This window comes from Thalassotalea coralli (assembly GCF_055786205.1).
The window spans coordinates 190,215-205,850 of record NZ_JBVVBK010000007.1 but is presented as its reverse complement, the minus strand read 5'-3'; the positions used below and the strand labels follow the sequence as shown (position 1 = coordinate 205,850).

Annotated in this window: 11 protein-coding genes; 2 read left to right on the top strand and 9 right to left on the bottom strand. The window is 40.8% G+C overall.

Annotation, left to right across the window (positions count from 1 at the left end):
• Positions 1–352 precede the first annotated feature (352 nt).
• The gene (locus tag ACOB80_RS17505) at positions 353–973 is read left to right on the top strand and encodes a LysE family translocator (RefSeq protein ID WP_473167152.1); all 621 of its coding nucleotides are present in this window, start codon (positions 353–355) and stop codon (positions 971–973) included.
• Here the strand turns inward: ACOB80_RS17505 and ACOB80_RS17500 are convergent.
• The 5 genes from ACOB80_RS17500 to ACOB80_RS17480 all read right to left on the bottom strand — a co-directional run bounded on the left by ACOB80_RS17500 (position 970) and on the right by ACOB80_RS17480 (position 6,861).
• Positions 970–1,869: a class I SAM-dependent methyltransferase gene (locus ACOB80_RS17500; RefSeq protein WP_473167151.1), complete on the bottom strand. Its 900-nt coding sequence runs from the start codon at positions 1,867–1,869 to the stop codon at positions 970–972. The two genes, ACOB80_RS17505 and ACOB80_RS17500, sit on opposite strands and share 4 nt — an antisense overlap.
• Positions 1,870–1,969: 100 nt before the next feature.
• On the bottom strand, positions 1,970–3,394 hold the full coding sequence (locus ACOB80_RS17495) for a sodium-dependent transporter (RefSeq protein WP_473167150.1): 1,425 nt from the start codon (positions 3,392–3,394) through the stop codon (positions 1,970–1,972).
• Positions 3,395–3,587: 193 nt separating this feature from the next.
• Entirely contained in the window at positions 3,588–4,430 is an 843-nt protein-coding gene (locus ACOB80_RS17490; protein ID WP_473167149.1) for an HDOD domain-containing protein, read from the bottom strand.
• Positions 4,431–4,545: 115 nt separating this feature from the next.
• Positions 4,546–6,231, bottom strand: coding sequence for a M28 family metallopeptidase (locus tag ACOB80_RS17485; protein WP_473167148.1), 1,686 nt, complete (start codon positions 6,229–6,231; stop codon positions 4,546–4,548).
• Positions 6,232–6,378: 147 nt separating this feature from the next.
• Positions 6,379–6,861 (bottom strand): Lrp/AsnC ligand binding domain-containing protein, encoded by a 483-nt coding sequence (locus tag ACOB80_RS17480; RefSeq protein WP_473167147.1) that lies wholly within the window; start codon positions 6,859–6,861, stop codon positions 6,379–6,381.
• Between the two features lie 139 nt (positions 6,862–7,000).
• Here ACOB80_RS17480 and putA point away from each other — a divergent pair, with 139 nt between their 5' ends.
• On the top strand, positions 7,001–10,825 hold the full coding sequence (gene putA / locus ACOB80_RS17475) for a bifunctional proline dehydrogenase/L-glutamate gamma-semialdehyde dehydrogenase PutA (protein ID WP_473167146.1): 3,825 nt from the start codon (positions 7,001–7,003) through the stop codon (positions 10,823–10,825).
• Between the two features lie 84 nt (positions 10,826–10,909).
• Here putA and ACOB80_RS17470 read toward each other — a convergent pair whose 3' ends face one another.
• From ACOB80_RS17470 to modA, 4 genes are all read right to left on the bottom strand, one after another.
• Entirely contained in the window at positions 10,910–12,922 is a 2,013-nt protein-coding gene (locus ACOB80_RS17470; protein WP_473167145.1) for a TonB-dependent receptor plug domain-containing protein, read from the bottom strand.
• Positions 12,923–13,030: 108 nt separating this feature from the next.
• Complete coding sequence (gene modC / locus ACOB80_RS17465) at positions 13,031–14,149, bottom strand: molybdenum ABC transporter ATP-binding protein (protein ID WP_473167144.1); 1,119 nt, start codon at positions 14,147–14,149, stop codon at positions 13,031–13,033.
• A complete protein-coding gene (modB, locus tag ACOB80_RS17460) occupies positions 14,150–14,845 on the bottom strand; it encodes a molybdate ABC transporter permease subunit (protein ID WP_473167143.1) in 696 nt (231 codons plus the stop codon).
• 32 nt (positions 14,846–14,877) lie between these two features.
• A complete protein-coding gene (gene modA / locus ACOB80_RS17455; protein WP_473167142.1) occupies positions 14,878–15,615 on the bottom strand; it encodes a molybdate ABC transporter substrate-binding protein in 738 nt (245 codons plus the stop codon).
• Positions 15,616–15,636 lie beyond the last annotated feature (21 nt).

Genomic DNA, 15,636 nt, shown 5'->3' with positions numbered 1-15,636 from the left:
TTTGAAAATTGTTCAAACTATGGTGAGAAGAGCAAAAAATGAACCAACAATTTTATTCTTATTTATCTGGAAGTTAGTAACAGTAGTGACACTTGTCATTGGTTAAAACCGCCAACAAATAGCATTATTGATTTTTTGTTCTATACTCAGGCTAACTTGCTAATATCATGGGCGTTCCAACCTAATAACTTAGCACTCTGAGAATAAAGAACATGGATGTTCCCCCGTAGATTTTTTGTCGCTTGCATTGGCGCTTCCTATTGGCAACAATGTCACCAACACGGTATATTGGCCGAGTCTTTTTATTTACGCTTTGTTCATTGATCACAAAGTGCAATTCGAGAATATATTTATGGAATTTCATCTTTGGCTTTCGCTGGTCGCGATTTGCATTATGGGCGCTCTATCGCCTGGACCTAGCTTAGCCGTTGTCGTTAAAAACACGTTAAACGGTGGCGCAATGCAAGGTTACGCGACTTCAATTAGTCACGGACTAGGCGTCGCCTTATATGCTGCTTTAACTGCTGCTGGTATAGGCATCATCATAGTAAAATCGCCAACGTTGTTTACCATCATTCAATATGCAGGGGCTGCGTTTTTACTTTACTTAGGTATTAAATCTTTAATGGCTAAAAAAAGTGAAACGCCGCTAGTTAGCGAAGATCAAGACCAGTCAACAGAGAAGCAAGTGAACGGCTGGCGAGATGGCTTTTTGATCGCGTTTTTAAACCCTAAATTAGCGATATTCTTTTTAGCCTTGTTTAGTCAATTTGTTTCGGCAGATGCCACCATGACCCAAAAAGTTATCATGGTGAGCACCGTAGGGATCATTGATGCATTATGGTATGTCATCGTCAGCTTTTTAATTTCTCGCGGTCCAATCGTTAGCCGATTAAAGCAAAACAGCCACATTATCGACCGTATTGCAGGAAGCTTTCTTATCTTATTAGCCGCTAGAGTTGTACTGAATTAATTAGGTAGATAGGAGAAGCGTAAAACTTTTAGTCCTTTGTTTTGCGCTTCCTTAAACACTTCCGGATTATTAATTCTTTCGACAAACTTACAATCAGGGCAGTGCTCTTTAACTTGGCCTTTTAAGAAGGCTTCATCTAAATCAGGTGCATTTAAACATAGCAACGCTTGTCCACCAGGTTTTAGCAGTTTAGGGATCCGCTGAATAATTTTCTTATAATCACGTTCTATTTTAACGCTTCCTTTTTGAAAAGAAGGCGGGTCACAAACCAAAATATCGTAGGGTCCAAATTTGGTTAATCGACTATAGGATTTAAAAATATCGACACCTTGATAGATAACTTTGTCTTTGTCGTGATTGTTTAACTGGTGATTTTCCCTGCCTTTGCTCAACGCTCCTTTAGCCATGTCTACGTTAACGACTTTTTCTGCGCCACCAGCGACAGCAGCGACTGAAAAAGCGCAGGTATAGGAAAATAGATTTAACACGCGTTTATTCTGCGCTTCACGCTTTAACCACGCCCTGCCATTAGCCATATCCAAGAAAATACCGACGTTTTGAGAACGCCCTAAATGCACATGGTAGTGTTCACCATTTTCAATGACTTGCGTCGTTTCTATTGTCTCTCCCCAGGCAATTTCTGTCGGTGCGTTTTTGACATATCGTCGTTGAACTTGCACCGATTTACAGCCTTCTACTAACTCGCTTAACTCTTCTACCCAACTCGCTAACAGAGATTGTTCACATTCACGGTAGAGCACGATTAATACGACTGGCGAAAACCAATCTACATTGACAAAATCAAGCTCAGGATAGAAGTGCCCTCTCCCGTGAAATAACCGTTGGCATTGGCTTAAATCTGCTTTTTTAAGGTTGTCTTTTACGTAGTTAATCATGGCAGTCTTATCTTAAGTATCTATAAATACAGCATCTATTAAAAAGAAAAGCCGCGCTACCTTAATTTAGGCAACGCGGCTTTTTTCTATTCAGGTTTTATTAGAAGCCAAACAGGCTTACAGCAAAGAACTTAGTAGCAACGGTATTAATGAAAATAAACAATACGATCACTGGCACAAAAGTACCTAAAGAGAAATTCACGTATTTTTCTACCCAAGAGCCTGAATAGCTATCACTGCCTTCTGCTAACTCTGCATTAAGTTGTTTCTTCTTCCAGCGGTAGCTAACAAATATACACAGCAAGAAGCCATTTAATGGCAATATGGTGTCGTAGAAAATATCGTAAACCACATCAAAGAACGAGCGCGTACCACCTGCATACGAGGTAAACTCAGTGAAGAAGCTCACCATACCAAAAGACACAGTAGCAAAGATAGTTAATAGACCTGCTGTCACTAACAAAATAGATAAAGCTTTCTTACGAGAATGCTGTTTCTCTGTCGTTAAGTATGAAACAGGCACTTCAAGAATAGAAACGAGTGACGTAATCGCAGCGAAAAACACTAAAGTAAAGAAGAATAAAGCGACAGCACTTGCTCCAACATAGCCTAGTGATGATTGTAGCGCTAAGAAAATCTTAGGCAAAAACGTGAAGATAAGTGAAACAGAACTATCACTTAATTCGTTCGGATTAACGTCAGGGTTAAATGAAAATACCGCAGGAAGAATCATCAAACCTGCTGTAAAAGCAACACCGGTATCGGTAATAGCAACTAATTTTGCAGAGTTCGAAATATCGGTTTTACGGTTAATATAAGAGCCGTAAGTAATCAAAATACCCATACCTAGCGATAAAGAGAAGAATGCTTGTGCTAGTGCGCCGTTTATCACTGATGGTGTAATTTTGCTAAAGTCAGGAATGATAAAAAACTTCACACCGGCCATGGCATTATCAAGGGTTAATACGAAGATAACCATGACAATCAACATCACGAAAAGCGCAGGCATCAATATTTTAGCAGCCTTTTCGATACCGTCTTTAACACCTGCGACCAGAATGTAGTTAATAATTCCTGCAACAACTGCCATGGCAACGAATAAATAAGGACTATTGATAAACATACCAAAGCCTTCGCCGCTAGCTAAAAAGTCTAGTTTCCCTGCTACGGTCAGTGCCATATAACCAAATAGCCATACGGTTAATACCATATAAAACACGGCAATCATAAAAGGTGTTAATACACCTAAAAAGCCAGCCGCGCCCCAGAAGCGACTACCGCCACTTAAATCTTTATATGCACCTACTGGCTCTTTTTGGGTTTTACGACCCACCGCCATTTCAGCGATCATCACAGGTAAACAGATGAAAAAGACAAAAAGCGCATACACCAACAAGAAGGCTCCACCACCATTTTTCGCGGCGTTTACCGGAAAGCCCACTAAGTTACCAATCCCAACGGCTGAACCGGCGGCAGCCAGAATAAAGCCTAATCGGGAGCTAAAATGTTCTCTAGAAGCTGACATAAATTTCCTTAGTTATAATATTTTTTATGAGTGGTCTCTCGCTTTACTTTAGGACCACTGAGGAAAAACCCATTTGAATAATTCAACCGCATGATGCTATCAAGCTTTACCCTATTTGTCTCGTCTGTAAGGCACGATTTATCTACAAATATGTAAATATTTTTGCACTAAAAGCTAATATCTTGGCGAGCCGCTATTTTGTATAAAATTTAGCGTCTAAAACGTTCAAAATATGCTCAGCTTCCTGCGAAGCAAAATCCGCAGCTAAAGCTAAATCTTCTTCTGAAATGTTTAGCTGTGCACACATTTTCTCGTCAATGATATCCGCTTGTTCATACAATTCTGGGTGTGAATCAAGCAAAGCTAATCGAGAAGCCAAAAACAATACTTTTACGTCTTTATTTATTTGAATATCTTTCGCTTCATTAAAGTGGCGAATAGGTAGGATGATTTTTTCAGGAATTTGCCAAATTTTTAAAATTTCGGCTGATATTTGCGTGTATGTAAAACCCAGTTGCGACTGCTGAAGTTGCCATGGCAGCATCTCATTATTATATGCTTCACAAATTTTGGCCTGCTCAGGGTCAATTTTGGCAACAATAAGCTCGCCAAAATTTTGCAAAAGTCCTGCGACAAACAAACGTTCAATATCGCGTATTCCGGCTTTTATTGACAAGTTTTTACTAGCTAAGCCGCAAAAGACACTCATTCGCCAAAACCGCTTTAGGTCTATTGCTTGATTAGAAAAGTGTTTAAACGCACTGGCCGCCACATCCACCAACATCATATTGTAAATAGATTGCGTACCAATAATGGTAATAGCTCGAGAAATAGTACTAATCTCACCAGGAAAGCTATAAATTGCGCTATTGGCAATCTGTAGCAACCGAGAAGTTAATGAAGGATCGACACTAATAACATTGGCGAAATCTTCTATGGTTGAGCTTTCATCATCCATTAGAGATTTTATTTTGAAGCAAGCGTCAGGTAACGCAAAAGAGCCATTTGCTTTAGTAGCGTATTGATAAGCATCCATGATTCAATGTCCTATTCTCTTTCTGATCATTCTTACGATACAACAAATAGTAAACGGGTTACTGTGTTATTTCGAGCAAAAAAAAGCGCGGTCACACCGCGCTTATTCATTGTGTTTATTGTGCAAACGCTTTTCCGAAGAAATCGCCTTCATTCCATGTAGGACGCTTGTCACCATTAGCAATTTCTAAACCTATCATCATGTTTACTTCAGCAAAACTTGCTGCTGCATCCCAGTTAATAGGTAAGTCAATTTCATCACTATGCTGATGGTAATGGTTCTTCAAGAAATCTTGGAACAATTGGCCACCATCTAAATTTGGATCTTTTGATTTGAAGCCTGTCATTAAGAACACTGAAGGAATACCTGCTTTTACAAAACTGTAGTGATCGCTTCGTGTAAATAGTGCTTGCTCAGGCATAGGGTCTGGGCTCAAGCTGATATCAATTTTGTTCGCAGCAGTTTCAACAATTGGGCCTAGGCTAGAGTGCGTTGAACCAAACGCGATAACGTCAGCAAATGGGTATAAAATTAACGGCATGTCTAAGTTAACATTTGCTACCAACTGCATTACAGGAACCGTTGGGTTTTTAGCAAAATAGCTAGAACCTAATAAGCCTTTTTCTTCACCAGTTACCACAACAAAAAGTACAGAGCGCTTAGGTGCTGGTTGAGAAACTAATAAACGAGCAGTTTCTAACATGATTGAAACACCTGAAGCGTTATCTAATGCACCGTTATTGATAGCATCGATTTCTTCACCGTTTTCGTCATGCTCACCGTGCTCACCAGCGTGGTGGCTAATACCGATGTGATCTAAGTGCGCGCTGAAAACCACGAATTCGTCTTTCAGCTTAGGATCACTACCTTCTAACGTCGCTACAATGTTAGGGCTAGTAATTTCTTCATGACGAGACTTTTTCGCCATAGTTACTGTTGCTTTTAATGGGAAACCAGAAATTTTTTCTTTGTTCTCGTCAGCTGCGAAGAGGCTTTCTAACGATTGCTCTGCACCAGCAAATAATGGCGCCGCTTTTTCATGGCTAACGTAAGCACCACCTTTGATGCCTTCATATGTGCCATGTGCTTTGCCGTCTGGACCAACCCAAGTCATGCGAGGCGCGCTTGCGTAACGTGCAGAAACTTTAAAGTCACGTACTTTGTTGCGCTTTGGCGTATGAACGGTAATAAAGCCAACAGCACCACGTTCAGCGGCATGGCGAATTTTTTCGCGGCTAGAGCCAATATGTGCACCTTCTTCTGATGGTAAGTCATCAGGGCGGCCAGTTAATACAACAACGATTTTTCCTTTAACATCGATGTTAGCATAATCGTTGTAACCAAAATCTTCTGCGATAACACCGTAACCAGCGAACACTGTTTCCGCTTGAACGAAAGACTCAGCTTCCATTGCAGAACCAGACATTAAATAATCGTCTACAAAAGTTAATTCAGTTTCACCATCAGCATTTGCGATAGTCATTTTTGCTGAATCATCTTCTAAAAATGTTTTACGGAAGGTAACGATTTGTTCAAATGTACCTTGGTCACCTTGAGGTTTTAATCCCAATTGTTTGAAATTTGAAATCACATAGTTAGCGGAGATTTGGTAACCTTCACTACCAGTATCACGACCCTTCATCGTATCGTCAGCTAAAAACTCTACGTGAGCCTTAATACGGTTTGCATCTACCTTTTCTGCTTGGGGGGCTGCTGTAGTTTGCTGAGCTTCTTGTTGACCGCAGCCAGCAAGTACAGCAAGCGACAACAAGCTTGCAGAAGTTATCGTTTTGATTTTCATAAACTTCTCTTTGATTTTTAATAATAATTAGAATCTATCTCGCGTAAATTCGCGCGATGACCCCTTAATATATAACCTGTCACCACAAAAAACTAGGGCAACACACCGCAGCTATAAAGCCATTTATCGCCTAAAGATAAATATTAGCTAATCTAATGAAACTGGCACACCGAGATCACGTTTGACATGTTCCATCACGACGTAAGTATGTGTTTGCGACACAGCTGGTAATTCTACGATTACGCCAAGCACTTCACGATAAGCATCCATATTCTCAAATCTCAGCTTTAATAAGTAGTCGAACCCCCCGGCCACCATGTGACATTCTGCCACTTCTTTAATTTTCACCACTTCTTCTTTAAATTGTTGGAATACGTCGCCGGTGGTGCGATCTAACGTCACCTGAATAAAGGCTGACATGCCATATTGAAGCTTAGCAGCATTTAAAAAAGCACCATATCGCTCAATGTAGCCATCTGCTTCTAATCGCCTTACTCGTTCTAAACATGGACTGGCACTTAAATTAACTTTTTTTGCCAATTCACTGTTCGAAATTCGCCCATCTTTTTGCAGAGTGTCTAAAATAGTTACATCGATACGATCTAAGGTGCGTGTTTTTGCCTGAGTCATGATTCAGTATTTTTTATGGTATAGAACAACTTTAACCATAAATTATTTGGCAAAAACCCAGAAAACGCAAACACATTCTGTGGTCTGTTAGGTAAAATGCGCTACCAAATATTTAAAACGAATATAAACAGGTGCCTTTATGCTATTTAACGGTTCTTTAAAAGCGGAAACAACTATCCGCCAAACGATTCGCGATAACTATCGTGCAAACGAAAATGACGTTCTAGATTACTTACTACCAATTGCTGAAATTGACGTAGACGCTAAGTCTCGTGCCTGGGAATATGCCCGTCAGCTAGTGGTTAACATTCGTAAAGACCAAGTAGGTAAAGGCGGCGTTGATGCCCTTTTAAATGAGTTTTCACTTTCTACTGATGAAGGTGTGGTATTGATGTGTTTAGCTGAAGCACTGTTACGTGTTCCAGATAAAACGACTGCTGATAGCTTAATTCGCGACAAATTAGCCGATGGCGATTGGAGCTCTCACTTAGGTAATTCAGACTCTATTTTCGTTAATGCTTCTTCTTGGGGTCTATTACTAACAGGTAAATTAGTAAACTACTCTGACTCAAAGAAAAAAGAACAATTCGGTTTATTAAAGAAAACCGTTGGTCGTTTAGGTGAGCCAGTTATTCGTAAAGCAGTGCGTTACGCGATGAAAATCATGGGTACCCAATTTGTAATGGGTCACACCATTGATAGCGCAATCGAGCGCGCAATCGATACTGAGTCTAAAGGCTACACCTACTCTTACGACATGTTAGGTGAAGGTGCTCGCACCATGAAAGATGCGGATCGCTACTTTGACGCTTACATGACTGCTATCGACGCTATCGGCATTGCCGCTAAAGGCAAAGGCCCGCAAAAAAGCCCAGGTATTTCAATCAAGCTTTCTGCTATTCACCCTCGTTATGAATTTTCACATCGCGACCGCGTTATCGAAGAGCTTATCCCTCGTTTAAAGAAACTAGCACTAGCGGCGAAAGCGTACGACATTGGCTTTACTGTAGATGCTGAAGAAGCGGATCGATTAGATATCTCTTTAGATATTATTGAAGCGGTATTCGCTGATAAAGACCTAGATGGCTGGCAAGGGTTTGGTATTGCTGTGCAAGCGTACCAAAAACGCGGTATCTACGTAATCGAATGGGTACGTGAGCTTACACAAAAAGTGGGGCGCCAAATGATGGTTCGCCTCGTTAAAGGTGCCTACTGGGATAGCGAAGTAAAAGAAGCGCAAGTTGAAGGTTACAACGACTTCCCTGTGTTTTCTCGCAAGCCGTCGACTGACGTATCTTACCAAGCCTGTGCGAAGAAACTATTAAGCTACCGCGATACCATTTACCCACAGTTTGCGACGCACAACGCCTATACAGTGGCGACAATCCTTGAGATTGCTGACAGCGCAGAAGGGTTTGAATTCCAGCGCTTACACGGCATGGGTGAGTCATTATACGACCAAGTGGTTAACGGTAAAAAAGTGCCTTGTCGTGTATACGCACCAGTAGGTGAGCACTCAGACTTACTTGCTTATTTAGTTCGCCGCTTACTAGAAAATGGCGCAAACTCGTCGTTTGTAAATAACATCGTTGACGACAACATTCCAGTTGAATCGTTGCTGGCAGATCCTGTTGAAACAGTTCGTGGCTGGGCAAACAAATACAATCCGCAAATTCCACAGTCGTTAGAAATTTATGCTAACGAGCATGGTGTAGGCCGAGTAAACTCAAAAGGTATCGACTTAACTGATATCGACGACATTACCGAGATGCGCACTAACTTGGATGCATGGGCAGAAAAAGCCTTAAGTGCTGAGAAGCAAGACGATGCAGATCCTGTAACTAACCCAGCGAATAACAACGAAGTTATCGGCTACATCAAACACGCTGATGAAGCACAGATGAAAGCAATTGTTGAAACGGCAGACAATGCCTTTGCAAGCTGGGCGGCAACCGATGTTGAAGCACGTGCTGAAATCTTAATGAAAACCGCTGATGCATTAGAAGCACACCGTGACGAATTAATTGCTCTTTGTATCAAAGAAGCAGGTAAAACAGTGCCTGACGGCGTTGCAGAAGTTCGTGAAGCGGTTGATTTCTGTCGTTATTATGCACAACGCGCTAAAGAATTATTGGCTGATGGTACGTTAGAATCACGTGGCGTTGTCTTATGTATTAGTCCGTGGAACTTCCCATTAGCGATTTTCTTAGGCCAAGTGTCTGCTGCTGTCGTTGCAGGTAACACGGTTGTAGCTAAGCCTGCAGAACAAACAAGTTTAATTGCGCTTCGCACCATTGAATTAATGATCGAATCAGGTTTACCACAAGATGTGGTTATTCCTGTTATCGCACGTGGTAGCAAAGTCGGTCAAACCATAGTACCTGATGAGCGTGTTCAAGCGATTATGTTTACAGGTTCTACAGAAACAGGTAGCTGGATTTCTCAAAAACTAGCAGAACGTTCAGGTGACCCTGTGCCGCTTATCGCAGAAACAGGTGGTCAAAACTGTATGGTTGTTGACTCAACTGCATTGCCAGAGCAAGTGGTAGACGACGTTATTTCTTCAGGTTTCCAAAGTGCTGGTCAACGTTGTTCTGCACTTCGTGTATTATTCTTACAAGAAGATGTTGCCGATAAGATCATCACTATGATCAAAGGCGCAATGCAAGAATTGCACGTAGGTGATCCTGCATACCTTTCTACTGATGTTGGTCCGGTTATCGATAAAAAAGCACTTGGCGCGCTTAACGAGCACGTTGAGTACTTAAAAACCCACGGTACTTTACACTACGCATGTGAAGGCCCTCACATTGCAGACAATATCGCTGAAGGTCAACACAACTTCTTTATTCCTCGTCTTTATGAAATTAAAGATTTAAGCGTTTTACAAAAAGAAGTATTTGGTCCTGTCGTTCACGTGATTCGCTACAAAGCGAAAGACCTTGAAAACGTTATTGACCAAATTAACGGTACTGGTTTTGGTTTAACTATGGGTATTCACACCCGTATCGAAGAGAAAGCACAATACTTAGCTGCTCGCTCTCGCGCAGGTAATGTATATGTAAACCGCAACATGATTGGTGCTGTTGTTGGTGTCCAACCATTTGGTGGTCGTGGTCTATCTGGTACCGGCCCTAAAGCGGGTGGTCCAATGTACTTAACGCGCCTAGTAAAAGACAAAGTGTCTGTTGCAGACGTTGCTATGAGCGACGAAGTTAAAGCAGCTTATCAAGCGGAAGCTGATAAATGCCAAAACTCAAACAGCACGGTTGATGTTCAGTTACGTGCAGCGAAAGATAAAGAAGTTGCATGGGGTTTTACACCATTAAACGACAAAGTGTCTTACCTTAGACAATTACTTGCAAAACTTGCCTCAAACAAAGTGGTATTAGATCAAGAAAGTGATCTAAGCCAAACATTAACTGATGCACGTAAGCAATTACTCTTCATTGAGAAGCAACTTGAAAAAGCAAATGTACTGCCAGGTCCTACAGGTGAAACTAACACCTTATACCTTGAATCACGCGGTACACTTGCAAGTGTTCGTTGTCAAAATACTCCATTTAACTTCTGGGTAATGGGTATGATTTCAGCGCTTGCAGCAGGTAACTGTGTTGTTGCTGTTGTTGATAATAAGTACTTAGCTGAAGCAGAAGCGATTGCTGAGTTATTAACTGAAGCTGGTTTACCAAAAGGTGTTTTCCAAGTGGCTAAATTAGGCCACCTAGATGCAGTACTAAACCATCGTGCTCTGGCTGGTGCCATTGTTGATAACGCTTCACCATTCAAACAACTAGTCGGTGAAACGATTGCAGCGCGTAAAGGCGCAATTTTACCGCTTATCACAGCTTACACTAACGAAAGCTTGTTCCATCGTATGGTGACAGAGAAAACGGTAACCATCGATACGACAGCCGCTGGTGGTAATGCATCGTTAATGACAATGGAATCAAACGTAGCTTAGCTTCAATGTAAATAAGCAACGATTGTGAATAGAAAAGCCAGTAGTTATCTACTGGCTTTTTTGTCTCTTGCTATTTTCTTCAAGCTAAAACGCTAAGGTTAATGTTGCTGTTATTGTTCGTTCTGCGTGATGTGGAAGGCTATTAACATTAGTGCGGTTATAACTTGGAAAATAAATGTCTTCATTTAATAAATTGTCAGCATAAATCGACAATAAAGCACGATTAATATTGGGTAATTCAAAAGTAGAAGATAAGTCTATTTTCATATTCAGGGTAACTAAGTGATAAGAATCAGGCTCTTCATTCAAGGCAATAGGGGTAATATCCAGAGAGGCCATCGATGTCGGAGCAGAAAAGTAGCTGTCATATAACCCAAACGACATGCCAAAATCGGTCTGATATAAGAAGCCACCTTTTACCATAAAATCAGGATGATAGGTTGATTCATCATAGCCAAGCTCATCTTCATTTTGTTGATAGCTACTATTTAACTGAGCTTCAAAATTAGAAGAAAGTACCCATTTACCTTCAAACTCAACACCCCAATAGTCAATAATTCCGCTATTTTGATAAGTAGGAGTTCGACCAACTAGGACTCTTTTGTGTAAATTTTCGTGCTTACTTTGATAAACAGATAAAGATGCTTCTACGGTTTCATCACGATAAAGCACTTGGAAGTCGACAGTATCTATCGTTTCAGGTTCTAATTGTGGATTACCTTTTAAGCTAGGCGAATCTAAAAACATGTCAGCGCCAAAAGGTGAGCGAAAGGCGTGGCCATACAAGGCTTTAATCGTCCAATTGTTGTTGAGTTGGTTTAGGTAGCCAAAGCGCGGAGAAATATCAGAGCTGCTATGTTCCGGGTTATTTATTTGCGCACCAAGAATCAATTTTTGGCTTGGTAAAAATGACCAGCTACCTTGAAAAAAGCCGCTCATACGATAGGTATCAAACTCCACCTCATTAGTCTTTTGATGACCAATAGTGCCTCGTAACACTTCATAATTAACGCCTATTAACAAGTCTAGATCGTCATTAAGTTTGCCATGGGCAATACTCTCGAAAATTAAATCTTGGCTTAAGGTAGTGGTATCACGACTATTTGAAATTGCCGTTTCGAGCTTATGATCATTGAAGGTAACATGGGTATCGACTTGCCATTGCTCATTAATATTCAATTCGTAACTTACATCGAAATGGCTTGATGCTAAGCCGAGAGTTGAGCTTGGAAATTGATAAAGACTTTTAACATGACCGCTTTTAGTGTCACTATGATACGCGTTGAAAGACCATTGCATATACTCCCCAACAGCCATTATTTGATAACCGCGTTTATCGGAAAAATAATCACCGGAAGTACCGAATTCACCATTAATGTCTGAGAAAGTATGTCCGTCTTCGTCCAAATATTTTGCTGCGATACTAAAGTGGTAAACATCTTTGCTATCACTTAACGCACCAAAATACGCTTGCCTAGCATGACTGCCAAATTGCAATGACAGCTGATCGAAGTCTTCCTCTCCTTGATAGGTGATAATGTTGACCACTCCTGCGAATGCATTAGTGCCATAGATAACAGAGCCAGGTCCTCGAATAATCTCGATTCTTTTGATCATTTCAACGGGAAAGAAATTTAAAATATCGGTGTGCACCCCACCCGTATTGCCATCTCTTAAGACCTTGCCATTTAACAACAACAATACATTATTGTTTAAGTGAGTTTGACTTACACCGCGCATAGAAATACGGTTATGAGGATACAAATTAGATCCAGTTACCTGCATATTCACTTGTCGATCTATTACATCTCTTAAGTGCCTTGCTCCGTATTTAGCAATATCTTGCGCCGTGATGACCGTTAATACTGCCGCAGCTGCGGTAAGCGGCTCTTCGTACCTGCTTGCGACACTTACTTTCGCAAGTTGATCCAGTGACAGCGAAAAAAGGTCTTCAGGGGGTTGGTAGGTTAATTCAGGGGAGATATTTTCTTCGGCGTTAAACTCGTTATCACCGAAGCTTGCAGCAAAAACAAAGTTAGACATTACTGATATAAAGTAACTCAAGAACAGCAGGCTAGGAGTGAGTACTCTCGACATAGAAAAAATTGACTTTATTCTTATATAATTATTACCTTTCATTATAGTTCATTGAAAAATAATGCAAAATTTTTTCAGCTTTCTCTCCTGTTTAGTTGATTTACATCATTAATGAGCGATTGCGACCGACTTTATTTGTGCCCAAATGTGATCACCACAAGTAATAGCAAGCTGTTGAAGTGACTTAGCTGTAATACGAGAAAAAAGAAAACTCTCACCAATCGCAAGCTTTACTAATACAAACGCAGGATCACTGTCTTGTTTGTAATTGACCACAGTTGCCGATAAAACATTTAAAATGCTCGATGCGCCCGGCTTTTCTCTAGCGAGACTGATATCTCTAGCAAATACTTGTACACAAAACTTCTGCCCAATAGCCTCACCAGAATCTTTTAGCCACAGGCTTTGCTCACCGAAAGCAAACTTAAGTAAGTGCCATTTGGGCTCTTTTTCTATGACTTCACCACTTAGGATGACGCGCGTTTGCGTTTTATCGCCGCTATAAAAGCGTGTAAATACTTGCTCAGGCAAGCCGGTATCGACTAACTCCCCTTCGGAGATCAGTAACACTTGGTTGGCAAGCCTGTTTACCTCAGAAAGGCTGTGACTGACATAAAGCATAGGCAAGCGAAACTTATCTCGCAATAATTCTAAATAAGGCAATATTTGGGCCTTACTTTTATTGTCTAAAGAGGCTAAAGGCTCGTCTAAAAGTAACAACTTAGGACGATTTAGTAAGGCTCTAGCTAACGCTACACGCTGTTTTTGCCCCCCTGATAGCTGCTGAGGCTTTTTAGTGAGTAACTTTTTTAAATCCAAAGTACTCACGACATCTTGATAAAAGTCTTGGCTATCTGAAAGTTTAGGGGCTCTTTTTTGCGCGTATTTCAAGTTGCCCTCAACAGATAGGTGTTCGAATAAGCTCGCTTCTTGAAACACATAAGCTAATGGGCGTTGATGCGTTGCTACAGAATTTCTTCCTGTTAACCACGTTTGGCCTTGAAACACCACTTCACCCATCGCATCTTGCTCTAAACCCGCAATAACACGCAGTAAGGTCGTTTTTCCAGAGCCAGACTCACCAAAAATAGCGGTAATACCATTAACTTCAATCGTTTCCGATAATGATAAGGTGAAAGCTTGCTTAGCGTGGTTATCGAGGCTAACAGATTTATTCGAGGCTCTTTTAAGTGAAACATCTAGCTTTAACATATTTTTATCTGTCACTTAACCCTCCTGCTTACCACTGCTTGGCCATAACTGAAAACGTTGTAGAGCAGATAGCAAAAAGAGAACGACAAATGAAAATGCAACTAAAACTAAAGAAAGGCTATGCGCCTGATCATACTGAAGCGCTTCAACATGCTGATAAATTTGCACCGACACCACTTGCGTTTCTTTCGGAATATTTCCGCCAATCATAAGAACGACACCAAATTCCCCAACCGTATGCGCAAACCCTAAAACACTCGCGGTAATAATACCAGGTTTTGCCATGGGCAAAACAATAGTAAAAAAGCGATCTATCGGGGAAGCTCCAAGCGTAGCCGCAACTTCTAATGGCCTTTTTCCAATAGCCGAAAATGCGTTTTGAATAGGCTGAACGACAAAAGGCAAAGAATAGATTATCGATGCAATCACTAACCCTGAAAAACTAAACGCTAAGTTACCAATGCCCAAACTTTGCAAGCTTTGCCCAAACCAGCTCGTTGGACTAAATAACATCAATAGATAAAAGCCAATGACCGTTGGCGGTAACACTAATGGCATAGCCACCAATGTATTCACCAAATTACTCAGCCAAGAGCGTGTGTTGGAGAGCCACCAAGCCAGTGGAATAGCAAGAACCAATAACAACAAGGTTACTGTTGTCGCGAGCTTTACTGTTAGCCATAACGCAGCTATATCTTCATTACTTAACATTAATCAGCACTTTTTATATATAGACTTTTCAGTCATTTCATCGTCTCATAGCCATAATTCCTGATAATATTCTGGCCTTTATTACTAAACACAAACTGATAAAACAACTGAGCACTTTGCGAATTCTCGCTTTTCTTTAGCATCACGACATCCTGTTTTATTTGCGCGTGTAAGTTTGTAGGTACTAACCAACCTTTAAGTTTCTCTTGCTTAGTAAGCCATTGAGATTTTGCGATAAAGCCAAGGTCTGCGTTTTTGCTATAAACAAATTGGAAAGTTTGGCTGATGCTCTCACCTTTCACTAATTTAGTTAACGAATTCTGCTGTAAAGATAAATGTTGTAAAGTCTCTAACGCCGCCTTGCCATAAGGAGCAATATCAGGGTTTGCGATAGCCAACTTATTGAAATCCCCTTGCACAAGTAATTGCTTAGGCTCTGCATTTAAGTCAGGTGAAGCCAATACTAGACTGCCCACAGCATAGGTTTTAACTGAATCAGATAATGCCATCCCCTTTTCGATAAGTTTTGCTGGATAGGATTGATCTGCAGAAAAATACAGCGCATAAGGTGCGCCAAACATGATTTGCGTGAATAGCTTGCCCGAAGATCCAGGAGAAAGCTTAATATCTATTGAAGGATTTTGTGATTCAAATGCAGATTCTAGCTCTTTCATAGGAGCAATAAAATTAGCAGCGACAGCAACAGATACATCTTCTGATTTAGCAAGGGTCAATGGAGAAAAGCAAATAGCCGATGCAAAAACAAGCAAGTAAAAATATTGCTTAAAAAG